The 22568-nt window shown below is 53.5% G+C and carries 22 protein-coding genes; 10 read left to right on the top strand and 12 right to left on the bottom strand.

Features of this window, described 5'->3' with window-relative positions:
• Positions 1-18: 18 nt before the first annotated feature.
• Together sufC and U9M73_RS02355 are read right to left on the bottom strand one after the other, a co-directional pair.
• Positions 19-801 (bottom strand): Fe-S cluster assembly ATPase SufC, encoded by a 783-nt coding sequence (gene sufC, locus U9M73_RS02360; RefSeq protein WP_016312906.1) that lies wholly within the window; start codon positions 799-801, stop codon positions 19-21.
• Positions 802-1086: 285 nt separating this feature from the next.
• On the bottom strand, positions 1087-1560 hold the full coding sequence (locus U9M73_RS02355; protein WP_323076147.1) for a Dps family protein: 474 nt from the start codon (positions 1558-1560) through the stop codon (positions 1087-1089).
• A gap of 212 nt (positions 1561-1772) precedes the next feature.
• Between U9M73_RS02355 and U9M73_RS02350 the strand changes: the two genes are divergently transcribed.
• Positions 1773-2321: a hypothetical protein gene (locus tag U9M73_RS02350; protein ID WP_323076146.1), complete on the top strand. Its 549-nt coding sequence runs from the start codon at positions 1773-1775 to the stop codon at positions 2319-2321.
• Between the two features lie 90 nt (positions 2322-2411).
• On the opposite strand, the gene U9M73_RS02345 is transcribed toward U9M73_RS02350, so the two are convergent.
• Entirely contained in the window at positions 2412-2801 is a 390-nt protein-coding gene (locus tag U9M73_RS02345) for a DUF423 domain-containing protein (RefSeq protein WP_260071497.1), read from the bottom strand.
• A 173-nt stretch (positions 2802-2974) separates the two neighbouring features.
• Between U9M73_RS02345 and U9M73_RS02340 the strand changes: the two genes are divergently transcribed.
• From U9M73_RS02340 to U9M73_RS02330, 3 genes are all read left to right on the top strand, one after another.
• The gene (locus tag U9M73_RS02340) at positions 2975-3385 is read left to right on the top strand and encodes a hypothetical protein (protein ID WP_009227081.1); all 411 of its coding nucleotides are present in this window, start codon (positions 2975-2977) and stop codon (positions 3383-3385) included.
• 193 nt (positions 3386-3578) lie between these two features.
• A complete protein-coding gene (locus tag U9M73_RS02335) occupies positions 3579-4439 on the top strand; it encodes a DegV family protein (protein WP_009227080.1) in 861 nt (286 codons plus the stop codon).
• Positions 4440-4475: 36 nt separating this feature from the next.
• Positions 4476-5330 carry a DegV family protein gene (locus U9M73_RS02330; protein WP_009227079.1) on the top strand — a complete coding sequence of 285 codons (855 nt, stop codon included), beginning with the start codon at positions 4476-4478 and terminating at the stop codon, positions 5328-5330.
• A gap of 520 nt (positions 5331-5850) precedes the next feature.
• On the opposite strand, the gene U9M73_RS02325 is transcribed toward U9M73_RS02330, so the two are convergent.
• Positions 5851-6864 carry a DUF7309 domain-containing protein gene (locus tag U9M73_RS02325; RefSeq protein ID WP_407673967.1) on the bottom strand — a complete coding sequence of 338 codons (1014 nt, stop codon included), beginning with the start codon at positions 6862-6864 and terminating at the stop codon, positions 5851-5853.
• 200 nt (positions 6865-7064) lie between these two features.
• On the opposite strand from U9M73_RS02325, the gene yhbH reads away from it, so the two are divergent.
• Positions 7065-8234, top strand: coding sequence for a sporulation protein YhbH (gene yhbH, locus U9M73_RS02320; RefSeq protein ID WP_260071995.1), 1170 nt, complete (start codon positions 7065-7067; stop codon positions 8232-8234).
• Complete coding sequence (locus U9M73_RS02315; protein ID WP_009227139.1) at positions 8231-9670, top strand: SpoVR family protein; 1440 nt, start codon at positions 8231-8233, stop codon at positions 9668-9670. Before yhbH ends, U9M73_RS02315 begins: the two co-directional genes overlap by 4 nt.
• 12 nt (positions 9671-9682) lie before the next feature.
• On the opposite strand, the gene U9M73_RS02310 is transcribed toward U9M73_RS02315, so the two are convergent.
• The 3 genes from U9M73_RS02310 to U9M73_RS02300 all read right to left on the bottom strand — a co-directional run bounded on the left by U9M73_RS02310 (position 9683) and on the right by U9M73_RS02300 (position 12930).
• Positions 9683-9838, bottom strand: coding sequence for a hypothetical protein (locus U9M73_RS02310; protein ID WP_323076140.1), 156 nt, complete (start codon positions 9836-9838; stop codon positions 9683-9685).
• A 329-nt stretch (positions 9839-10167) separates the two neighbouring features.
• Positions 10168-10494 (bottom strand): hypothetical protein, encoded by a 327-nt coding sequence (locus tag U9M73_RS02305; RefSeq protein WP_323076137.1) that lies wholly within the window; start codon positions 10492-10494, stop codon positions 10168-10170.
• Positions 10495-11034: 540 nt separating this feature from the next.
• Entirely contained in the window at positions 11035-12930 is a 1896-nt protein-coding gene (locus U9M73_RS02300) for a PrkA family serine protein kinase (protein WP_009227008.1), read from the bottom strand.
• A 236-nt stretch (positions 12931-13166) separates the two neighbouring features.
• Here U9M73_RS02300 and U9M73_RS02295 point away from each other — a divergent pair, with 236 nt between their 5' ends.
• Positions 13167-13919, top strand: coding sequence for a DUF2161 family putative PD-(D/E)XK-type phosphodiesterase (locus U9M73_RS02295; protein ID WP_323076135.1), 753 nt, complete (start codon positions 13167-13169; stop codon positions 13917-13919).
• A 116-nt stretch (positions 13920-14035) separates the two neighbouring features.
• On the opposite strand, the gene U9M73_RS02290 is transcribed toward U9M73_RS02295, so the two are convergent.
• Entirely contained in the window at positions 14036-14170 is a 135-nt protein-coding gene (locus U9M73_RS02290) for a hypothetical protein (RefSeq protein ID WP_009227173.1), read from the bottom strand.
• Positions 14171-14213: 43 nt separating this feature from the next.
• Positions 14214-15956: an aminotransferase class I/II-fold pyridoxal phosphate-dependent enzyme gene (locus U9M73_RS02285; RefSeq protein ID WP_323076133.1), complete on the bottom strand. Its 1743-nt coding sequence runs from the start codon at positions 15954-15956 to the stop codon at positions 14214-14216.
• A 201-nt stretch (positions 15957-16157) separates the two neighbouring features.
• Between U9M73_RS02285 and U9M73_RS02280 the strand changes: the two genes are divergently transcribed.
• The 3 genes from U9M73_RS02280 (at position 16158) to U9M73_RS02270 (ending at position 19460) form a co-directional block, all read left to right on the top strand.
• Positions 16158-16568, top strand: coding sequence for a hypothetical protein (locus tag U9M73_RS02280; RefSeq protein ID WP_009227011.1), 411 nt, complete (start codon positions 16158-16160; stop codon positions 16566-16568).
• Positions 16565-17632, top strand: a complete 1068-nt coding sequence (locus tag U9M73_RS02275) for a phosphodiester glycosidase family protein (RefSeq protein ID WP_009227012.1) — start codon at positions 16565-16567, stop codon at positions 17630-17632. Before U9M73_RS02280 ends, U9M73_RS02275 begins: the two co-directional genes overlap by 4 nt.
• 709 nt (positions 17633-18341) lie before the next feature.
• The gene (locus U9M73_RS02270; protein ID WP_323076132.1) at positions 18342-19460 is read left to right on the top strand and encodes an IS110 family RNA-guided transposase; all 1119 of its coding nucleotides are present in this window, start codon (positions 18342-18344) and stop codon (positions 19458-19460) included.
• A 668-nt stretch (positions 19461-20128) separates the two neighbouring features.
• On the opposite strand, the gene U9M73_RS02265 is transcribed toward U9M73_RS02270, so the two are convergent.
• The 3 genes from U9M73_RS02265 to serC all read right to left on the bottom strand — a co-directional run bounded on the left by U9M73_RS02265 (position 20129) and on the right by serC (position 22499).
• Positions 20129-20374 (bottom strand): AbrB/MazE/SpoVT family DNA-binding domain-containing protein, encoded by a 246-nt coding sequence (locus U9M73_RS02265; protein ID WP_009227013.1) that lies wholly within the window; start codon positions 20372-20374, stop codon positions 20129-20131.
• A gap of 404 nt (positions 20375-20778) precedes the next feature.
• The gene (gene trmL, locus U9M73_RS02260; RefSeq protein ID WP_009227014.1) at positions 20779-21243 is read right to left on the bottom strand and encodes a tRNA (uridine(34)/cytosine(34)/5-carboxymethylaminomethyluridine(34)-2'-O)-methyltransferase TrmL; all 465 of its coding nucleotides are present in this window, start codon (positions 21241-21243) and stop codon (positions 20779-20781) included.
• 167 nt (positions 21244-21410) lie between these two features.
• Positions 21411-22499, bottom strand: coding sequence for a 3-phosphoserine/phosphohydroxythreonine transaminase (gene serC, locus U9M73_RS02255; protein WP_009227015.1), 1089 nt, complete (start codon positions 22497-22499; stop codon positions 21411-21413).
• Between the last annotated feature and the right edge of the window lie 69 nt (positions 22500-22568).

Below are 22568 nucleotides of genomic sequence, written 5' to 3'. Positions count from 1 at the left end.
CTTTACTCCTCCTTCCGATTAGGCTTCTTGACCAACTGTTTCGTCCACGATACCCAGCTCTTCTTTGACCCAATCGTAACCTTCCGCTTCCAGGCGTTCGGCAAGCTCAGGACCGCCGGATTTCACGATACGGCCTTGCATCATCACGTGAACGAAGTCCGGTTTGATGTAGTTTAACAGACGTTGATAGTGAGTAATAATCAAGAAGCCGCGGTCTTCGCTGCGCATGGAGTTAACACCATTAGCCACGATCCGCAAAGCGTCGATGTCAAGACCAGAGTCGATTTCGTCCAGAATAACGATCTTCGGATCAAGCAGCAGCATTTGCAAAATTTCGTTCCGTTTCTTCTCCCCGCCGGAGAAACCTTCGTTCAAATAACGGTGCGCAAACTCTGGATTCATCTCCAGCACTTTCATTTGCTCTTCCATTTGACGAATGAATTTGATCAGGGAAATTTCATTCCCTTCACCGCGGCGGGCATTAATGGCACTGCGCAGGAAGTCTGCATTCGTTACGCCAGCGATTTCGCTAGGATATTGCATCGCCAGGAACATCCCAGCGCGGGCGCGTTCGTCAACGGCCATCTCCAACACGTCTTCCCCGTTCAGCGTCACTTTACCATCCGTAACTTCATACTTCGGATGGCCCATCAGCGCAGAAGCCAGCGTACTTTTCCCGGTTCCGTTTGGTCCCATGATGGCGTGGATTTCCCCGCCTTTTATCTCAAGGTTAATCCCTTTCAGGATCTCCTTCTCCTCGATTGTTGCTTTCAAACCCTCAACTACAAAATGCGTTGCCATGTAACTGCTCCTTCCATTCACGAAAATTAACGTTATTTGCTTAGGGCCGCCGCCCTTGTTCTTGCCATTATATCATAACAATTATCACATTAGAATAATTCTAAGTGATTCTCACTGATTCTCATTTCATTCTAACCTACTTTATATCCATAAGCAACGTATGACGGCGGATGTTCATTGTTATGCAATATCGTCATCCCAGACAATGCAAAAGGACTCGGCCCGCGCTTGCGGCCAAGCCCTCTTGGAATGCGTGATCTCTGCCTTTGGCTCAGAGAAGATCTATCAATCCAGGTAAGCCCGGAGCATCCACATCTGTTTTTCCCATTTGCCAAGATAACCGGTTAACAAATCGCTGGTGACGTTATCCTCCACCTGATCCGCGAGACCAATCCCTTCGTTGTACGCCTCCGTTAAGGTCGCCAGGTCCTCAAGCACATGCTGAACCATCGCCTGCGGCTCCTCCTTCCCGGTTGCCTCCTGAATGGTGGCCAGGTCCAGATACTCTTCCAGCGAAGCTGCCGGGTTCCACTTCAGTGCGAGCATCCGCTCGGCAATGGCATCCATTTGTTCAGTAACTTCATTATATAGCTCCTCAAATTTGGCGTGCAGCCGAAAGAAGTTCGTCCCTTTAACATACCAATGGTAGTTGTGCAGTTTGACATAAAGCACGTTTAGGTTAGCAACCTGTTCATTCAGCAGCTGCTCCAGGCTGGATTTCTTCGTATTCTTTGCCGGTGTAGCTTCCGATTTGCCCATCCTTATCCCCTGCTTTCTTCAATTAAAAGTTGTCATTATTTTACCCTGATTCCGGGAGGACGAAACAAAAGATCCATGAGATGTATAGATTTGTGTAAATTTCTTGAAATTTGGGCTATGATTGTTGTCATAGTGGTGCTATTATTATTGAGGATTTTCAACAGAAGAGGGACGACCTTTCTCTGCCAACTTGAAATCACTGTGGGGGAATTATGGAAAATCAAACCGGTCAACATCAGAAACAAGATGACGAATTGGGCTATTTATTTAACGTCGAGATTCTAGTCAAAGGGACAACGAACCCGGTGGCTCTGCAAGCGCTGATGAAGCTGCTGAACGACAGCCCTGACATTATAGATTACCGCATCAACTCCGGAATCGAGCTGGGACGAATTATTGAATCTACCTTAGCTTCCCGCACGCAGTCCCGCATCGAAACCGCCCAAGCCGTCAAGGCTAAGAATAACGGCAAAGAAACGTCTAAACAACCCGCTGTGGTGGAGAAGAAGAAAAGCGAGCCGGCTTCGAGCAACTTCAAGGAGCTGGCGACAAGCGATGAATTCCAAGCCTGGATTCAAAGCTATATTACAGGCAATAAGCTTGTCCGTTTGTACGTCAATCGTAACGGTAAGCGGACGAGTATGCCGTGCCGAATCCTAAACTTCCTTCCGGAAACTTATGCTGTGAGTGTATACCACGTCGACGAGAAGCAGGTCTACACACTGAAGCTAAGCGAGATCATCGATTTTTTGGATACGTAAAAAATATCTGAACAATGCAGCAAAAAGGGCTGGCGGTTCCTGTAGATGCAGGTTGCGCCAGCCCTTTTAGGGCTTGAATCTCCTTAAGCTTTATGCTCCAGCCCGAGGTGCCGCCTTCCAGGCTTCCAGTGCGAGCAGCAGCCAGCCTGCTAGAAATGATACGCCGCCAAGCGGTGTCACCGGACCAAGCCATCGTAAGTCCAAGGTGGCAAGGCCATATAAGCTGCCTGAAAATAAGATCACGCCGATCAGGAATAACCGTCCGCTCCACAGCAGCCGCTTGGAATCTCCCCACTTCGCGGCAAATAACGCGGTCAGCAGCATGGCGATGCCATGAATCATTTGATAATGGACTCCGGTCTCAAAGGTGCCGATTGCTGCATCCCCGATCCGCTCTTTCAAAATATGGGCGCCAAACGCACCAAACGCCACGGAGAGAAGCATGACAATCGCTCCGATCCCCGCATATTTTCGCTGCACTATCGATTTCGCCCCTTTCTGATCATGTCCCATAGCCTTCGTGTCCATCATACCGCAGGGTTTAGCCTGATTTCCACCACCGTTTCAACCAAAAATATCCTTGCAATTTTCAGGAGGATATTTGAAGATGGTCTTGAATAGGTTTACATTACTGTCTATAAAGGAGTTTTGGGATGGATTATCGTCAATCGGAGCAAGATCCTGTATCACCCTATTTTGCCCCCCACGAGCCAACAAACCGGATGAAATTCTCCGGCCCCGGCATCGCCTCCTTCGTACTCAGCTTACTTGCCGTAATTGGCTATATCGCTGCGCTGGCACTGATTATTTCTACAGCGATGGATCTCGTGGACCAGCCTGCGGAGGTCATCGCCGAAGACCTGATGCAGCGAAGCGGGACCGTGCTTGGCGTTCTGCTGTTCCTGATTTCCGGCTTATTGGACTTGATTGGATTGATTCTGGGCATCGTAGGCTTGGCGATCCGTAATCGGAGGAAAGTGTTTGCGATATTAGGCACGATTTTTTCGGTCTTGCCGTTCGTTCTCTTCATCTTGCTAATCGTGCTTGGAAGCCTCACGGCCTAGGATAACGCGGTACCATGTAAGCTTTCCCTCGAATCGGCGGCGTCCATCGCGGACAGCTGCCGAAAGCCCTAAACCCCGCGGGTCCTTGGTCGGTCTTGGGGCTTTTCCTTGTCTTGTTCTTTTTGATAGAATGTATGAAAGTTCATCTTTTACATTACATGTGATTTGCATCAACTACCCAAGGAGACTGCTTATGTCTAAAGTGAAAATTTTTGCGGATAGTACCTCGGATCTGCCAGCCGGTTGGATCGAACGGTATGACATCGGCCTGGTTCCACTTTACGTCGTATTCGGCAATGAAACGTTCCGGGACGGCATCGACATTACCCCGCTCGATATCTATCGCCGAGTGGAGGCCGAGGGACAATTGCCCAAGACAACAGCACCGTCCCCGAAAGATTTTATGAGCGCCTTTGGCCCTTACATCGATCAAGGAATGGACATCGTGTATATCAGCTTGTCGTCCAAGCTGTCGTCCACCTATCAGAACGCGCTAATCGCAGCAGCGGAATTTCCCGAGGGCCGGATTCACATTGTGGATTCCTTGACCCTGTGCAGCGGAATCGGAATGCTCGTCATGAAGGCCGTGCGCCTAGCCGAGAAAGGATGGGGAGCCGCAGAAATCGCTGGACAAGTTGCCGCCTTACGCCCCCAAGTGGTGACGCAGTTTGTCATTGATACGCTGGAATATTTGTACAAAGGCGGTCGCTGCTCCGGCATGCAAAATTTTATCGGCAGCCTGCTGCAAATTCGGCCGGTACTGAAGCTGGTGGACGGGAACATCATCCCGGCTTACAAAGTACGGGGCCGCAAGGAGAAAGCCGTGCAGCTCATGCTTGATCATGCCCTGGCCGACAAGGATCACATGGACGAGGATCTGATCCTGGTCGCGCATACGCTCGCGGAGGAGGAGGCGCATCGGTTGGCCGTGATTTTGCGGGAGCAGACCGGTGTACGAGAAGTCGCCGTTGCGGAAGCCGGCTGCGTGATTTCGAGCCACTGCGGCCCCCATACCGTCGCGATTATGTATACAAGAAAATCGGCGGCTTCATAAGTCCCATAGATAACCATGACGTTTAGGAGGATTTATATGGGTTCCATTAAAATTTTTGCTGACAGCACTTGTGATCTCCCCGCTGAATGGATTGCGCAGTACGACATCGGCATTGTGCCTCTGTATGTTACGTTTTCGGAACAAACCTACAAGGACGGGATCGATCTGACGGTGCCCGAGCTCTACCGGAAAGTCGATGAGACGGGCAAGCTGCCTAAGACGGCGGCACCGTCACCGGCGGATTTTATCGAAGCGTTTCGTCCCCATATTGAGGAAGGTCGGAGAATTCTCTATATCAGCTTGTCCTCAGAGCTGTCCTCAACTTATCAGAATGCGCTGATTGCCGCAGACGAATTTGCCGAAGGGATGGTGACGGTGTTCGATTCCCTGAATTTATCGACCGGCATCGGTCTGCAGGTGATGAAAGCCGTTAACGCCGCTGCAGAAGGCAAGAGCGTTGAGGAAATCGTTGCCCTGCTGACGGCCGTTCGTCCGCAGGTCGAGACCGAATTTGTCATCGATTCGCTGGATTATCTGTATAAGGGCGGCCGCTGCTCCGGTATGCAGAACATCGTTGGCAGCCTGCTGAAAATCCGGCCCGTCATCAAGGTCGAGAACGGAAAAATGACTCCGGCTTACAAAATCCGCGGCAGCCGGGAAAAAGCGCTGGATCAGCTGTTAAACAATGCGCTTAGCCATCTATCCGAGATGGATAAAGATCTTATCTTCGTGACGCACTCTTTGGCAGATGAGGACGCGAAGGTGCTGAAGGAAGCGTTAGAGGCCAAAACGAACGCCCGCCAGGTTGCGGTGTCCAACGCCGGCTGCGTCATCTCCAGCCACTGCGGCGCCAAAACGATCGGCATTTTATACACGAAGAAGCTCGCCTAGCGGAATATTAAAAAAGGGATGGCCAGAGGGATTCAGTCCTTCTGGCCTTCCCTTTTTGCGTGTGCCCGACAGCAGCTCCCGCAGCAGCTGAAGGTCCCGGGTCAAGGCAACAATCATGTCCTTCAGCTGCGTTTGAGCTCCAGCGCCTTCTCCTGTTCCCCCTACTCAGGCAGCGTGCGAGCAGCTCCGTTAGTTCCTTGGCCTCCTCCAGCACCGCTTCATGAATTAATGCATGGCTGTCCACGTTTCTTAAAGAGGATCCCGATCTCATGCCTACTTCTCCTTTTGGGGTTGATTTTTATTAGGGTTCACTGTGCATTTCCAATTTATTCCGACCTTGGGGCATAAGAAAAACGTCTATCGACGTACATTCAAAGTAGACAGACCGCGTTTAGCGGAAGTTTTTCTTGCGATATCAGGATGCTAATGCCCCGAAGTGTATACTTTCTGATATCTTAAAAAAACCGGGACTCCCAGCAACTACGCTGGAAACCCCGGCTATCATCCTGCACTTATCTAGTTATAATAGCTTGCCTCCTACCGATTGCTGGAACTCCTCAATCGCCGGCAGCTGCGGTTCTACACTGCAGACAAGTCCAAACCCTGCGATCACCGATGCCAGCTCGTCCAGCACTCTGGAAGTACGGGCCACAAGCCGCATCGGCATCACTCTATACGTCTCGATCAACCCCAGCAGACCATCCGCAAGGTTCTCGGACGCTTCCGCCTGTTTGGTCAACCCGTAATGCAGGATCTGCCCGGTCTCTTGATCCGCAATCACGTTCATCGTCGGATAAAACGGACGTTCCTCGTCTTCAATGGGCATGGGGATAAAAAAGCTGTCTACCTCCCAGACCCCCGCATCAGCGCTGACTGCACGCCTTGCTTTGACCATGCGCAGCTCGTCCACCATGACCGCTCGTCCGGCTGGCTCCAGCGGCCGATCCGCCTGGTCCGGCTTGAGCCATTCGCTGATCCATTCGGTCGTACCCGCACCCTCCCCGGTAACGGGAATCCGCACGAGAAAACGTTCCCCATTGCCTTCCAATAGAGCATCGGGATCCTCCCGATAGGAAAGACTCACTTCCATCGCTTGTCTGAGGATCTCCGTCAAGAAGACAATATCGTCCCGGTCCGTTATCGGCCAAGGCACGTAACCCGGCTCGTAGAGACGGAAGGACGGCCAGGCAGTTTTGCCGCGAAAGGATAAACCTAACTCCTTCACCCGTTCATATTCCTCCGGGTACAGCTCGTCCCGGCTGCCAAAGGACAGCATATAACAATGCTGCGCAAACAGCGGATCGCCTATGAATTCCCCATTTAACATGTCAAGCACCGTCTGCAGGCCCTCCGTTCCCAAATAAACGGCCATACCAAACACTTCCTTGCCGCTCCCCATCACGCAGCAATATCCGATACGGTGATCCCATGGACTGCGAACCCCAAACAAATGAACGTTCGAAAGCCATTCCCATGGCTTCAGCTTCTTAAATTGATCCGCGGCTTCATATAGCTCCAGCCAAACCTGATTCATCGGCACCAATTCGTGACCCCCTTCGCAAACCTAACCTAATCTAACTGTTATTAGCTTAACGGGAATCTCCGCCTTTTTCCAGCCTTATTGTTTCCAAACCGGCGCAAGCTCCCTCACATATCGCCCCTCTCCGTGAATATACTTTATTTACATCCACAAATATAGCGTTCCGGGAAATCCCGATATGGAGGTGTTCATCTATGCCAACGCCTGATCGATATCACTTTGTCGTCTCCAAAGAGGACTGGTCGCTGCACCGGAAAGGGTATCAGGATCAACAACGTCATCAGGAGAAAGTGAGAGAGGTTATTAAGCAAAATCTGCCAGATCTCATCACCGAAGAAAATATCATCATGTCAGACGGCAAACAGATCATTAAGGTCCCCCTCCGCAATTTGGAAGAGTACCGCTTCATTCATAACTACCAGAAACATAAGCATGTCGGCCAAGGCGACGGGAGCAGCGAGGTGGGAGACGTGCTAGGCCAGGACAGTCCGAAGGACAGCGGAAAAGGCGGGAAAGGCGGCAAGGCCGGCGATCAGCCGGGCTACGATTACGTGGAAGCGGAGATTAGCATCGAAGAGCTGGAGGATATGTTGTTCGCAGAGATGGAACTGCCTTATATCCAGGATAAAGACAAGACAGAAATGGAAACCGAATCCATCCGTTTTAACGATATCCGCAAAAAAGGCCTCATGTCCAACATCGACAAGAAACGCACCATCTTGGAAAACCTGCGCCGTAACGCCACCGCCGGGACCCCCGGCATTCACGGCATTTCTCCAGACGATCTCCGCTACAAAACGTGGGAGGAGGTCGTTGTCCCCCACTCCAACGCGGTCATTCTGGCGATGATGGACACATCAGGTTCGATGGGGGCGTTCGAGAAATACTGCGCGCGCAGCTTCTTCTTCTGGATGACCCGGTTCCTGCGGCGGCAGTACGAGAAGGTCGAGATTGTGTTTCTTGCGCATCATACCGAGGCCAAGGAGGTCAGTGAGGAAGAATTTTTCACCCGCGGGGAAAGCGGCGGCACCATCTGCTCTTCGGTATATCAAAAAGCGCTGGAGATCATCGACACCCGTTACCCGCCGTCCAGCTACAACATATATCCGTTCCACTTCTCCGACGGCGACAACCTGACCTCCGATAATGAGCGCTGCGTCAAGCTGATTGGCGAGCTGATGAAGCGCAGCAACATGTTTGGCTACGGGGAAGTCAACCAGTACAATCGCGGCAGCACCTTGATGTCCGCCTACCGGACGATCAAGCAGGAGAAATTCATGTATTACGTCATTAAGGAAAAAGGCGAGGTTTATAACGCGTTAAAACGGTTCTTCCACAAGCGCGAAGGGGGTGCGGCCAGTTGAGCAGCGAATTAGAACAGCTCGAATACGCCATCGCGGAAATTATGGAAATCGCCGACTCGTTTGGACTTGATTATTATCCGATGCGCTATGAAATTTGCCCCGCCGATATCATATATACGTTTGGCGCTTACGGAATGCCAACCCGGTTTTCGCATTGGAGCTTCGGCAAAATGTTTAACAAGATGAAGATGCAGTACGATTTCGGGTTAAGCAAAATCTACGAGCTCGTCATTAACTCGAACCCGTGTTACGCCTTTTTACTGGAAGGCAATTCGCTGATCCAGAACAAGCTGATCGTCGCTCACGTGCTCGCCCACTGCGATTTCTTTAAAAATAACGTGCGGTTCTCCGCCACCAACCGGGATATGGTGGAGAGCATGGCCGCCACCGCCGAGCGGATTAGACGTTACGAATTGGCCTACGGTGCGGAAACAGTAGAGAGCTTCATCGACGCTGTGCTGGCGATCCAAGAGCACGTCGATCCGCAGTTAATCAAGCCGATGCGCTATGACAAACGGCGGCAAATGGAAGAGAAGCTTCGGCGGGCGAAGGAGGGGCGGCAAGGGCCGGTGAAGACAGGGACTTACGACGATCTTTGGACGCTGGATGAACATCCGGGCGGACGCACCGAGGAAGCCAAAGAGGTCACCGTCCACTTCCCGCCCGAACCGGAGAAGGATATCGTTTGGTTTATCCAGGAATATTCGGAAGTGCTGGAAGATTGGCAACGGGATATTATGAGCATGCTGCGGGAGGAGATGCTGTATTTCTGGCCGCAGATGGAGACGAAAATCATGAACGAGGGGTGGGCTTCGTATTGGCATCAGCGCATCATCCGCGAGCTCGACCTGACCAGTGACGAAACGGTCGAATTCGCCAAGCTGAACGCCTTGGTCGTTCAGCCGTCGCGGCAAAGCCTGAACCCGTATTACCTCGGGCTCAAGATTTTCGAGGACATCGAGCGCCGCTGGGATAACCCGACCGAAGAGGAGCGCCGCCGCTTTGGCCGTGAGCCCGGAAAAGGCCGGGAGAAAATCTTCGAAGTGCGCGAGCTCGATTCGGACATTTCCTTCCTTCGCAGCTATTTGACCAAGGATCTCGTCCGCGATCTGGACTTGTACATTTTCGAGAAGCAAGGTCCAGAGTGGAAAATCACCGACAAATCGTGGGAAAATGTCCGCGACCAGCTGATCGCCTCCCGCGTCAACGGCGGCTCGCCGTACATCGTCGTCCAGGACGGCGACTACCTGCGCTCCGGTGAGCTGTTGCTGAAGCATCAATATGAAGGGATTGAGCTGGACCTCAAGTATCTGGAGCATACGCTACCCTACGTTTACAAGCTGTGGGGCCGCCCCGTGCACCTAGAGACGGTGGTGGAAGAAAAGCGGGCGCTCTTCTCCTATGACGGGCAGAAGCATACTCGGAAGATGCTTTGAGTTACATGACTTTTAAAGCGAAATAGAAATCGCTTTGGCCTTGACCCATCTGGAATGAATGGCCTGCTGGACATCGGAAGGATCCATCGGCGGTCTCTGCCGCAGGCCAATCGCATAACCGGTCCAGAAAGTGCACGCTAGAATCGCGATTGCAACTATGGTTAACATGAGTTGATCACTCTTTGCCAAGGTATCGCCCCCTATTGTTTCTTCTATTAACTAACTAACGTTGTTGATTCCTTGGATGTTTCAATCTGGAAGAAGAGCCGCACGGATCAATTGATCTGGCGGCTCTTGTCTGTTCTGGGGAGCACTTAGGAGCAGCGTGCTGGTGTGTTGAGCCAGACGGAGCAGGTTCTGGTCTGCGAAGCACTTCGCCTTCGTGCAGCCATTCTTTCCTGCGGGTTCTTCAGGGGAGCGTGCTGGTCTGCGGAGCTCTTTAGTGCAGCTTCCTTACCTACGGGCTCCACAGGGCAGCATTCTACTTTGCGGATCCATCAGGACAGCAAAGCGATGACCAGCAGTTCGTAGAGAACCAGCGTTAAAATGGTCTCATCGCTAGGACTTAGCCCCCAATAAGGAGCGCCAATGGCACGCTGCCCCCCTTGCCGCGGAACAGCCAAATGCAGTAACCCGCCTTGGCAGCCAACGATTCGACCAACATGCACATGACCTTCCATCGTTTCAATGCGCACCCGCTGATTGATATGATGCCGGCAGATGTCGTGTACCCGGTCACGAACCGTCCGCAAATGATGGACGTGTTGCGGATCAGCCTGATAAACGATACGATGCTGAGAATAACCCCATGGTTGAGCACTCATTCGTTATTCGCCTCCAACGTTTCAATTCAAATTATCGTATGCGAATACCCAGTAGGCGGTGAAGCTTGGCGTGGGAATCCGGCTCCTCTTGCCAAATGCCTTCGGGCGGCGGAATAAGTTAGTTAGGAGGTTCGACGCTTGGAGTTCGGAGCTCGGACGGGAATTAGTTGTAAAAACTACTGTTAATTTTGCTCATTTTGCACTTGGGAGAAGATTAGCTGTAAAAAGTAACGTTAATTTTGGCGGTTTCGCGGGTTTGGCGAGTTTGATGCGAAATTAGAGGTACTTTTTCCAGTTAATTTACTCAAATGGCCTTCTCGGCTCGAAATTAACGGTAGAAAATCCAGTTAGTTGGGTGGAGGAGCGCGACGGGCGGGAGGTGAATCCAGTTCGTTGGTGGGGGAACGCGACGTGGAGGGACATGAATCCAAATAAGTTAATGGGAGAGCACGACGTGGTGGGACGTGGAGTGACGTGATGCACACCCAAGCACGTCAAAAAAGGTGGAGGGATCTCCCCCCACCTTACAGCTGCCACGCTTTACCGGTTCAACAAACTGCCGACATAACGCAGCAGCTCGTTGGCGCACACCGGGCAGTAGCCGTGCTCGTCGATCAGCCGCTTGCTGACCTCGTTGATGCGTTTCAGTTGGTTTTCGTCCGGCGTTTTGGTTGAGGTTGTGATTTTGACGATGTCCTTGAGGTCGGCGAACAGCTTCTTCTGGATCGCTTCCCGCAGCCGGTCGTGGTGATTATATTCAAATTTCTTCCCTTTACGCGAATACGCAGAGATGCGGATCAAAATTTCCTCCCGGAACGCCTTCTTCGCGTTTTCCGAGATGCCAATTTGCTCTTCGATCGAACGCATCAACCGCTCATCGGGATCCAGCTCCTCGTCGGTAAGCGGGTCGCGGATTTTCGTCCAGTTGCAGAACGCCTCGATGTTGTCGAGATAGTTCTCGAACAAGGTGCGCGCCGATTCCTCAAACGAGTAAACGAACGCTTTTTGCACTTCTTTCTTGGCAATCTCGTCGTATTCCTTACGGGCAATGCTGATGAAGTTCAGGTAACGCTCGCGTTCCTCCTTCGTGATGGAAGCATGCTGGTCAAGACCATCTTTGATCGCCCGCAAAATATCAAGTGCACCCATGCAATGCAAGTCCTGCTTAATCAGCGCGCTGGAAATCCGGTTGATGACATAACGCGGATCCACGCCGGACATGCCTTCTTCCAGGTACTCGTTTTGCAGCTCCTTCAAATCGGCGTCCTTGTAGCCCTCGACTTCTTCGCCGTCGTAGAGGCGCATTTTTTTCACCAGATCGACGCCTTGCTTCTTCGTCTCCTTTAACCGGGTCAAGATGGAGAAAATCGCTGCGGACCGCAGGGCATGCGGAGCAATATGAACGTGATTCATATCGCTTTGGCCGATCAGCTTGGCGTAAATTTTCTCCTCCTGTGACACCTTGAGATTATAGGGGATCGGCATGACGATCATCCGCGACTGCAGTGCTTCATTTTTCTTGTTGGCAATAAACGCTTTGTACTCCGCTTCGTTGGTGTGCGCGATAATCAGCTCATCCGCCGAGATCAGCGCAAACCGCCCCGCCTTGAAATTCCCTTCCTGGGTCAACGACAAAAGATTCCATAGAAACTTCTCATCGCATTTCAGCATTTCCTGGAACTCCATCAGGCCGCGGTTGGCCTTGTTCAACTCGCCGTCAAAGCGGTAGGCCCGCGGATCGGATTCTGAACCATATTCGGTGATTGTGGAAAAATCGATGCTGCCGGTCAAATCGGCGATATCCTGGGATTTCGGATCCGACGGGCTAAACGTGCCGATGCCAACCCGTTCCTCTTCGGACAAGAGTACCCGCTCGACCCTGACATTCTCGATGTCGCCGCCGTATTCCGTCCTCAGCCTCATCTGGCAAACGGGGCATAAATTGCCCTCAATTCGGACGTTCAGCGTTTTCTCCACCTCCGGCCGGAGCTCATGCGGAACGAGGTGAAGCGGGTCCTCATGCATCGGGCACCCGGCGATGGCGTACACCGCCCCTTTATCGGTCCGGGAAAACTTCTCTAGCCCACGCTTCAACAGCGTCACAATGGTGGACTTGCCCCCGCTGACCGGCCCCATCAGCAGCAAAATCCGCTTGCGTACGTCGAGCCGGCGGGCGGCGGAGTGAAAATACTCCTCGACCAGCTTTTCGATGGCCCGATCGAGCCCGAAGATTTCCTGCTCAAAAAATTTATACCTTTTCCGGCCGTCTTCCTCTTCGATGCCATAGGATTTAATCATTTCATAGACCCGGGCATGGGCGGTCATCGCCGGCGAAGGGTCTTTGGCCAACAGTTCAACATAATCTTTAAATGTGCCGCTCCACGACAAGGAGTCGCTTTCCGCCCGATAAGCCGCTATTCGCTCAAAAATGTCCATGTTAGGTACCTCCTGTACTCCCGCTTTAGGGGTTCTCCCGCGTCCCCATCTTTAGAACTGACGTGACCAGATTATGGAGCATCCACGATAAAAAAGTGTATTACATACCTATGCGCCGGTGAGGGAGAAGTTGACCGTTTTTCCGATGAAAATATTCAGATGGAAAAAGTAGGAATTCGGCTTTGTGATATAATCTTGAACAGGATCATGGGAACGATGAGGAAAAGGGGATCGTCATGGCGGTACAGCATGAGACGGAATTGTACGCTCCGTTGAAGGCTTTTTTTGAGGAGCGAGGGTATGTCATTAAAGGGGAAGTGCGGCATTGCGACTTGGTTGGCGTTCGGCCTGACCGCAACGAGCCGCTGATTGTGGAAATCAAAAAGACGTTTAATCTTCCTCTGCTGCTGCAGGGGTTGGAGCGCCAGCGCCTGAGCCCCGAGGTGTATCTGGCCGTGGAGCGGAACCGCGCCAAAAAAGGGGCGCACAACCAGCGGTGGAGCGAAATTACGATGCTTTGCCGCCGGCTGGGACTGGGGTTGATCACGGTAACCCGGTATAAAACGAAACCCGCCTTCGTGGAAGTCCTATGCGAGCCGGGGGACGGAGCCTTATACATGCCGGGGCCGAAGGTGGTTAAACGCCGAGTGGATAAGCTGCTGCACGAGTTCCACGAACGCAGCGGCGACTACAACGTCGGCGGCAGCACCGGCACCAAGCTGGTGACGGCCTACCGCGAACGGGCGCTGCGCGTGGCGCTCGCCATCGAGGAGGGCGGCGGCGAGATGTCGCCCAAGGACGCGCGCGACCGCAGCGGCGTTGGCAGCGCCGCCGCGATCCTACAGCGCGACTACTACGGCTGGTTCCGCCGCGTCGTCCGCGGGCGCTACGCGCTGACGCCGGCCGGCGCGGAAGGGCTGCGCCAGTACGCCCACGTCGTGGACGGGTGGCGGCGGACGGCGGCGACCGCAGAAAAGAAACAGGAGTAGGCACCTTCCCTAGTGGAGGGACCTTAAATAAGCTCAGGACATGTTCCTGAGCTTATTTATTTTGCGCTGGCTCTGGGATGGCAGTCATTTTCAGTCTCGAATCTGCCCGTTTCACTCTAATCCTTATCGCTTGGCTCTTTCGGGTCCGGGATTTGGCTAAGCCCTCTCACGAACAACAGATACACATAGATGGCGAGCCCGATACCGGCAATAAAAAGAACGAATTTACCGATTGCCCACAACGTCTCCATGGTTACTTCTCCTTTGGTAGGATTGGGGTGGTCTGGTTCTGGTTTAGTCCGCAGAGCGCGCCGTGAATTCGGCGAGGGCGGCGGTGAGACGCGCCAGCCCTTCGCGCAGCCGCGCAGGTTCATGCGCGGCGACAGTGAGCCGGATGAAGCGATCATCCGGCTCTTTGGCATAGCACAGCGTCCCCGGCAGGAACGCTGTGCCCTCCAGCAGCGAAGCGCGCAGCAGCGCTTCGCTGGAGACCCCGGCGGGCAGGCGCAACCAGAGGAACAGCCCGCCGCCGGGGTCTTCCACGCAGGCGCCGCGCCAAGCGGGCGCCTGCAGCAGCTCCAGCGCGAGCGCGCGCCGCGCGGCATACGCCGCCGCAGCTTCGGCGGCGGCGGCGCGCCCGCGCCCCGGCGGCTGGGCGAGCCAGGCGTGAAGCCGCCGGGCTCGCTCGGCCACGGCCGCACCCGCGGCGCTGGAGCTGCCAGGCGATGGAACATGGCGCAGCCGTTCCATCGTTTTCGCTTCGCCGCGCAGCCAGGCCAGCGGCAGCTGCGGCGTCAGCGTCCGCTCCAGGGAGCCGAGGCTGAGAATCTCGGCTCCCCACAGTCCCGCTTGCTGGCGCAGCACATATAGCGATGTGGTGGTGTCCGCGCCGGCCCCAGCACCGTCGGCCAAGTACTCAGCCCGGTTCTTTTCCTGGGCTTCTTCACCCTCGAACAGGCTGACTGCCTCGCTCTTGCCATCATCTCCTTCTGCTTTCACTCCACTCGGTTCAGTCCTCGGGTCCACGTCCGGTTCCCCACGTTTGCCTCTGCTCTTGTTGTCCTTCTCACTCCTATTCACCATCTCATCCTTGTTCCCGGCTTCATTCCAATTGCCCACATCGTCCGCCTGGCTGCTGCGCTCCTGCTTGGCCTCTCTGTCCTCTGTGCTTCTTCTCTCACTCGCCGCACCGATCACTGCTTCCTTCTTTTGCTGACGCTTTGATGCATTATCCTCTAGGATGGATTCCACCTTAGACCCAGCCTTATCCTCGCGTTTGGTCGTCTCCACTACTTGGATATACTCCTGCTTCTGGCTTCCCCGCTCGCCGCCTTCGGGTTTCGGACTTGCCTCTGCAGCAGAACCCCCCATCCGCTTCATCCCGTCTGCCCTTCCTGAGGCAAAAGCCCCCTCCGCGAGCGGCACCAAACACGCCGTATCATCCTCGACGATCGGCAACCCCAACCGCTCGCTGATCTCCAGCAGCGCCAGCTTGCGCTGCCGGCTCCACACCCGGCCGGACGGGTTGGCATAATGCGGCGTCACGTACACGAAAGCTGGCCTCCCCCCGGTCGGCTCGCATTTCCGCCGCAGATCGTCCGGCAGCATGCCGTCCCGGTCACAGGCCACCGGGACCGCCCGGATTCCGCGGCGGCGCATCAGCTCCAGCGCCTCCGGCGCGGCCGGCGTCTCGACGAGCACCGTGCCGCCGCCCGGCACCAGCACCCGCAGCAACAGATCAAGCGCCCCGTCGGCGCTTTCGGCCAGCAACCATTGCTGCGGGTCCGTGCGGATGCCTTCGGCCTCTTCATAGGCCTCAGCCAGCCATTCCAGCAAGGCGCCAGCACCGCGGCGCCCTGCCTTCGATCCGCCTTGTCCTTGGCCGTCCGCAGCGGATTCCCATTCCAGCCGCACGCCGCCCCCGTTCCCTTGCAGCCCAGCCAGTGAAATGAGGCGGCCTCCCCGCACCCCGTCTTCGATTTCCCGGGCGAAGACCGGCGGCAGCCGGCGTTTTAGCATTTCCAAGCCCGTGTCCACAAGAACACCCCGCTTCCCATTCGCTTGTATCTGCAATTGTACTGCAGGACAAATTTTCCAGACAACAGGAGCCAACCCCTGCATCGTGCTTGATTTTGACGAAGGATTGCCAAATCTATCATTTTTGCGAACCTCGTGTCGACATGATAGAATGAAAGCTGCACGAAAAGCGCATGAAAATATGTTTAGAGGTGATTTCCCATGCCTTACTCTACGGAACCTGCAACCGTCACCGAACCAAGTCGCAGCAGGAGAACACGGCGGCCTTCCGTAGCCCTGATTATACTGATTTGGATTCTGCTGATCGGTGCCGGCGTCACTGCGGCCTATATGTATAGCAACCATTTGAAGCAGTCGATGATTGACCAGCTGGACGCCAAATGGCAAAGCGAAGCCGAGCAGATGAAAGCCGATTATACAGCCCAGCTCACCGCTTTGTCCGACGAAGTCCAGGAATTGCAAAACAAAGTGCAAACGTTCAACGAATTGCTCGAATTCACCAAGGACAACACCAGCGAAAAAACGGATAACAGTAACAAATTGTTTTCGCAATTAAGCGAGGTCAAGGAGCAGTTGGCCGCGCTTCAGAAAAAGATGGATCTGCTGAAATGATCACGCCAGTTAAACAAATCAACCGTTTTTTCCTGCTGGCTACTGGACCCTTGATTGGATTGCTGATCGCTCTCTTCATCAGCGGGGCCGCGATTGATTGGAACCGGTCACCGCACCCCATCACGCCCGAAGCGGACGTCTTCCAAACCACCGCCTCCATCTCGGAAGGCTTAACCAAAGCGGAGAAAGACGCCAAGACGACCATTTCCTCCATCCGAAAGACGGCCGAGCTCTACCAGAAGACCACCCAAACCATGAGCGACATCGTCAAAAATGCCAGAACCGCTTCCGCCAAACCCGAATCCATCTACGATCGGCGGATCACATCCAAGTTAGGCGTACCTTTTGAGACGATTCAAAGCGACCGGATTCGCATCGAGCTCTACAAAGTGAACCCCGGCACGTACCGCGGGTATGCGATGAAGATTCGACTCAAGTCGCCGGATGCCATGAAAATGACGCTGGGCAAAGATCGGCTGGGCGGAGCGGAAACGACTATGCAAGCGGTGCAACGCTACGGCGCGGTTGCCGGCATTAACGCCGGAGGATTTGCCGATTCTCGCGGGCAACGTTACCCCTTGAGCACCACGATCCTCAATGGGCAATATGTGAACGGCTTTGAGCCTTCCTATAAGGATTTATTTTTCGTTGGACTTAATCAATCGGGGCAACTGATCGGCGGCAAATTTCAAAACAAAGAGAGCCTGGACAAGCTGAAACCGAAGTTCGGCGCATCTTTTGTCCCGATTCTGCTGCAAAATGGAGTCAAGCTCCCGATCCCGGACAAATGGAAGACATCCCCGCTGCGAGCGCCGCGTACGGTGATCGGAAATTACAAGGATGATCAGCTGCTGGTGCTGGTCGTCGACGGCGATAACGAAAAGGGCCGTTCCGGCGCAACGCTGGAAGAACTGCAAAACAAGCTGGCAAACCTGGGCGTACAGGACGCCTACAACCTGGACGGCGGAGGCTCCTCCTCCCTGGTTGTCAATGGCCGGGTGATCAACCACCCGTCCGACGGTACACTTCGTCCTGTGCCAACGCATTTCTTGTTTTTTAAATGAGTCGCTACCAACCGTCTTCCTCCGATAACAACTCGTCTATGAAATCCATCACATTTTGATTTATTTTTGGACGATAGCCGGGTATAATAGGGGAAGGAGTACAACGTGGAGGTGTTCGGCTTGTCATTCTCTTTAACATTCTGGATTATTGCACTCGTTATGGCGATGTTTTTGTGCGGGATTTTGACTGCATCCTATAACGACGATAAAACCAAAGGCCTTTAAGAGGTAACTCAAAAAGGCGGCTTCCCATTACGAAGTTATTCAAAAGAAGAAGGCTCGGCGTCGAATCTTGAATTCAGCCGGGCCTTCCGTTGCTCTCGTAGCACTTTGCTACGCTCCGCTACTCAGTCCCTAAGCTTCATCCAACCTTCTCGGTGCTGAAAACCCGCTCTTTTGACTCTCAATTGAACCGGTAACTCAAAAAGGCGGCTTCCCATCACGAAGTCATTCAAAAGAAGAAGGCTCGGCGTCGAATCTTGAATTCAGCCGGGCCTTCCGTTGTTTTCGAATCGTCTCAAGCAACGCCCACTCTCCCCCAGCTAACGGACATCAGAGACGTTATTGCTCCCATCGGTGGACTTACCGAATTCTAGCTAAGATGAACGTAAAACAAAGACAGCCCTCCAAATTGCTACATCTCGTAGGTTAAAATGGAAAGTGTAACCCAAACCATTTCAGAGCTACATAGCAAAGGAGAGCTGATACTATGCAGTCTACCACAAAATTCGTCGGTTTAGATGTATCCAAAGAAAAAATTTCGGTTGCGATTGCAGATGTGAGCGGGGAAGCTCCACGCTATTACGGAACCATTCCCCACACACCGGCAGCGTTACGCAAGCTTATCAAAGAGCTGGGAGCGGCCGAAACGCTATCGTTTTGCTACGAGGCAGGACCCACAGGTTACGAAACCTATCGCTGGATCACCTCCATGGGGGCCCACTGTGTCGTCATTGCTCCATCGCTCATTCCCAAACGCCCCGGCGACCAAGTGAAAACAGATCGACGGGATGCCGAGCAACTCGCGCGTTTGTATCGTGCAGGAGAGCTCACTCCCGTTTACGTCCCCGAACGGGAAGATGAGGCTCTACGGGAATTGGTTCGCGCCCGTGAAGCTGCCAAGGAAGATGCCCACCGGGCTCGTCAGCGGATCTTGAAATTCCTGCTTCGTCACCAGATTGAACCACCCGCCACCATAAAGCGTCGCTGGACCAAGAAGTATCGCGTCTGGTTAGGGCAGCTTACGTTCCCGTATGAGTCCATGCACGTGGCATTCAGCGAAATGCTTCATACTTTGGATGAGATCGAGCAACGCATGGGGCGCCTAGAAAAAGCACTGGTCCAGCAAGCTGCGACCGGTTCTAAGGCTTCTCTGATCCAAGCTCTTCAGTCCCTACGGGGGATTGGATTGCTTACAGCCATTACCCTTGCGGCTGAAATCGGAACCTTTGCGCGTTTTCGCTCCCCTGCGCAACTGATGGCGTACTTGGGACTGGTCCCTCGTGAGTATTCCACGGGCCTAAGTACTCGACGCGGCAGCATGACCAAAGCCGGAAATGGCCGCTTACGACGGACTTTGGTGGAGTCCGCTTGGAGTTACCGTCACCGTCCTGCCGTAAAAGGGGATCTCGCTAAGCGATTAGATGGTATGCCCGCCGACGTACAGCTGTTATCCTGGAAGGCGCAAGAAAGATTGCATTACAAATACCGTCATCTTGTGTTTGGAAAGAACAAGCACAAGAATGTGGCCGTCGGTGCGGTGGCCCGGGAATTGATTGGGTTCATATGGGCGGTTGCTCGAACCGTGGAGCAGCCAGCAGCCTCCTAACGCCTTTGGACGATGAAGGACGCAGGGGACGTTGCCCCCTGCACCCCCACACTCGCCGTGTGGCGTTCCTCATCTTCGATGAGGATTTGGAAAAGTGTTGAATTGTACCCCACCGCTTGTCAAGGAAGACGCTTGACAAGCTCACGCCGGAGCACGAGGCCCGGGAGCAAACGAAGGTTCAGGAGAGAATTTGCGTAGTCCGTTTGCACTAGGTTTTGAAAGAAACTGAACGTGCGTTTCTAGCTTGCAAGGGCTCTCCCTGACGAAGGCATAACATGTGGTAACCAACCCACGGATAGCAGCGTGCCGACCGTCGCTCGCATTTTTGCTCTCGCGCCACGTGCTCAGGCAGATTTAAAACCGAGGGCTTGACAAAAACGTTCATAGCAACGGACTGAGAAGGCCTTATTTTGAAGAAAATACGCATCATCTCTGCTCTAAAAGGCCAATAAGGTCATTGGAGTCCGTTATATTGGGAAATAACCGGGAAATCGTCAAATAAGGTCGCTACGGTCCGTTAGGATCAAAATTCCACCATCCTCCGCCCCCTCTGTGGAGACCGACCCCGTATGAGCAAATTCGACAAAATAAATAAGCTTCCCGCACGGGAAGCTTATTTAGGCTTATGCTCTGAGGCCGTTAAACGCATCAAATGTCCTGGATGGAGACTAGGACAGTTGGCTCATTTCGACCAGGCATTGATTGCAAATGGACCGCTCTTTGAAGTCGCTTACGCTTTCCATCGATCCGCAGAATACACATTTCGGCCGGTAACGCTCCAAAATGATGTGATCCCCTTGAACCAAAATCTCGACGGGATCTCCCTCGTTCATTTGATATCTCTTGCGAAGTGACTTAGGCAACACGATTCTCCCGAGTTGATCCACTTTACGGACCACACCAGCAGGTTTCATAAAATTGTACACCTCTCCTGAAAAATAGTTATGTAAGAATAGAACCAAATACCTAATCTATTATATTTCGCTATTTTTTTTGGGATTCCTGCTACAGTTCCATGTTTTTAAATTTTTTCCGGGAATGCCTGCAATGACAACTCCTTTGGCACTCCGCCAATGGCTATTGCGTCGGCCCATTCCCCGCTTGATCGCCAGCAGTTATGCCGTGGGAAAGAGATCAACATTTCAGCTGCCAATCCCTGCAACTTTGCTCTAGGTTCATCATCTGTCCTCTATCCTACACCAAGTTGCATGTCAGCGAAGGTTGATTCTTCCCGCATCAGCCTGCGGGCCCGGGAGCCAAGCAGCCGCTGGCTCCGCGTCCCCCATGCGCAGCCCCTTCCCCGCGCTGCTAATCGAATTTACTGCATCCCTGGAAAATCAAGCTGCCGCAGCGCCTCATACACAATAATCGCCGCCGAGTTGGACAAGTTCAGCGAACGAACCTTGTCGGTCATTGGCATGCGCATCGTCGTGTCGGGATGGGCTTCCAAAATCTCCGGCGGCAAGCCCTTCGTCTCTTTACCAAAGACAAAGAAATCTCCGTCCTGGAACTTGAAATCCGTATACCGCTTCTTGGCTTTGGTCGTGGCAAAGAAAAACCGGCTTCCCGCGTACTTCTCCTCCACTTCCTGAAACGAATCGTGGTATTCAATATGCACCGCATACCAATAATCCAAGCCGGCCCGCTTCAGCGTAGCATCGTCTGTCCGGAACCCAAGCGGACGCACCAGGTGCAGATGTATGCCCGTCGCGGCGCACGTTCTCGCGATATTTCCCGTATTGGCCGGAATTTCCGGCTCCACCAGCACAATATGTAAGGCCATGATGATCGAACTCCTCGTCCTAGAAAAATAAACCCGGCCCGTCATAGACCGGACTTGATCATTATATCAAATTTTGACTGTAAAAAACCCCGAACCGCCTGCGAGCAGGCGAGTTGGGGGTTCTCAGGAATAGCAGGGGTCTTCCAGCGGAAGCCCCGCTGCGATCTTTATCCGTGCGTTTTTTGGAAGTGTTCCATGAATTCGACAAGAGCCTGAATGCTGGCTTTCGGAACCGCGTTATAAATCGAAGCGCGCAGGCCGCCGACGCTGCGATGGCCTTTGAGTCCCACGAAGCCTTCCTTCTCCGATTCCTTCACGAACAGCTTCTCCAGCTCATCGTTCGCCAGACGGAAGGTCACGTTCATGATCGAACGGCTCTCCGGCCGGACACAACCACGGTAGAAACCGCCGCTAGCATCAATCGCTTGATACAGCAGATCGGCCTTGTCCCGGTTCTTCTTCTCGATCCCCTCAAGCGAACCTTGCTCTTCAATCCATTTCAGCACTTCGTTCACCATATAAATCGAGAAGGATGGCGGAGTATTGTACAGCGAGTTGTTCTCAGCATGCGTATCGTAACGGAACATCGTTGGCAGATGCTTTGGCGACTCCCGCAGCAACTCCTCGCGAGCGATCACCACAGTTACGCCAGACGGTCCCAGGTTCTTCTGCGCTCCGGCATACACCATGCCGAACTGGGTCAAATCAAACGGACGGCACAAAATATCGCTGGACATATCGGCGATCAACGGAACGCTGCCGGTGTCCGGGAACTCGCGGAATTGCGTGCCTTCGATCGTTTCGTTGGAAGTGACATGCAAATACGCGGTATTCTCCGGCAGATTCAAGTTGCTCAAGTCCGGGAGGGACATGTACTTATCTTCCTCCGAGGATGCGGCAACAAACGTCTCGCCGATGAGCTTGGCTTCCTTTATCGCTTTGTTCGCCCAGCTGCCCGATTTCACATAACCGGCCGTCTTGCCTTCCGTAAGCAGGTTCATCGGGAGCATGGCGAATTGGGTGGAGGCCCCGCCTTGCAGGAACAGCACCTGATAACCGGACGGTTGGCCGAACAGCTTCAGCAACCGTTCAGCTGCCTCGTTATGAACCGACTCATAGACGGCTCCCCGGTGGGACATCTCCATAATCGACATGCCTGTCCCGCGGAAATCAACGAACTCGGCCTGGGCCCGTTCCAGGACCTCCAGCGGCAACGCGGCTGGGCCCGCATTAAAGTTATAAGCTCTGTTACTCATTTCTCCCCATCCTTCCCTTTACAATCGATGTCTGGTTTCGAATACAATTATCGATTATCATAGCAACTA

It is taken from the genome of Paenibacillus phoenicis (assembly GCF_034718895.1).
In the GTDB taxonomy this organism is placed as follows: Bacteria; Bacillota; Bacilli; order Paenibacillales; family Paenibacillaceae; genus Fontibacillus; species Fontibacillus phoenicis.
This window is presented reverse-complemented; position numbering and strand designations above follow the sequence as displayed.

What these genes read in the sequence shown, in the direction of transcription:
- sufC (WP_016312906.1), bottom strand. Translation starts at nt 801, where the DNA reads ATGGCAACGCATTTTGTAGTTGAGGGTTTGAAAGCAACAATCGAGGAG.
- U9M73_RS02355 (WP_323076147.1), bottom strand. Translation starts at nt 1,560, where the DNA reads ATGGGCAAATCGGAAGCTACACCGGCAAAGAATACGAAGAAATCCAGC.
- U9M73_RS02350 (WP_323076146.1), top strand. Translation starts at nt 1,773, where the DNA reads ATGGAAAATCAAACCGGTCAACATCAGAAACAAGATGACGAATTGGGC.
- U9M73_RS02340 (WP_009227081.1), top strand. Translation starts at nt 2,975, where the DNA reads ATGGATTATCGTCAATCGGAGCAAGATCCTGTATCACCCTATTTTGCC.
- U9M73_RS02335 (WP_009227080.1), top strand. Translation starts at nt 3,579, where the DNA reads ATGTCTAAAGTGAAAATTTTTGCGGATAGTACCTCGGATCTGCCAGCC.
- U9M73_RS02330 (WP_009227079.1), top strand. Translation starts at nt 4,476, where the DNA reads ATGGGTTCCATTAAAATTTTTGCTGACAGCACTTGTGATCTCCCCGCT.
- U9M73_RS02325 (WP_407673967.1), bottom strand. Translation starts at nt 6,864, where the DNA reads ATGAATCAGGTTTGGCTGGAGCTATATGAAGCCGCGGATCAATTTAAG.
- yhbH (WP_260071995.1), top strand. Translation starts at nt 7,065, where the DNA reads ATGCCAACGCCTGATCGATATCACTTTGTCGTCTCCAAAGAGGACTGG.
- U9M73_RS02310 (WP_323076140.1), bottom strand. Translation starts at nt 9,838, where the DNA reads ATGTTAACCATAGTTGCAATCGCGATTCTAGCGTGCACTTTCTGGACC.
- U9M73_RS02305 (WP_323076137.1), bottom strand. Translation starts at nt 10,494, where the DNA reads ATGAGTGCTCAACCATGGGGTTATTCTCAGCATCGTATCGTTTATCAG.
- U9M73_RS02300 (WP_009227008.1), bottom strand. Translation starts at nt 12,930, where the DNA reads ATGGACATTTTTGAGCGAATAGCGGCTTATCGGGCGGAAAGCGACTCC.
- U9M73_RS02295 (WP_323076135.1), top strand. Translation starts at nt 13,167, where the DNA reads ATGGCGGTACAGCATGAGACGGAATTGTACGCTCCGTTGAAGGCTTTT.
- U9M73_RS02290 (WP_009227173.1), bottom strand. Translation starts at nt 14,170, where the DNA reads ATGGAGACGTTGTGGGCAATCGGTAAATTCGTTCTTTTTATTGCCGGT.
- U9M73_RS02280 (WP_009227011.1), top strand. Translation starts at nt 16,158, where the DNA reads ATGCCTTACTCTACGGAACCTGCAACCGTCACCGAACCAAGTCGCAGC.
- U9M73_RS02275 (WP_009227012.1), top strand. Translation starts at nt 16,565, where the DNA reads ATGATCACGCCAGTTAAACAAATCAACCGTTTTTTCCTGCTGGCTACT.
- U9M73_RS02270 (WP_323076132.1), top strand. Translation starts at nt 18,342, where the DNA reads ATGCAGTCTACCACAAAATTCGTCGGTTTAGATGTATCCAAAGAAAAA.
- U9M73_RS02265 (WP_009227013.1), bottom strand. Translation starts at nt 20,374, where the DNA reads ATGAAACCTGCTGGTGTGGTCCGTAAAGTGGATCAACTCGGGAGAATC.
- trmL (WP_009227014.1), bottom strand. Translation starts at nt 21,243, where the DNA reads ATGGCCTTACATATTGTGCTGGTGGAGCCGGAAATTCCGGCCAATACG.
- serC (WP_009227015.1), bottom strand. Translation starts at nt 22,499, where the DNA reads ATGAGTAACAGAGCTTATAACTTTAATGCGGGCCCAGCCGCGTTGCCG.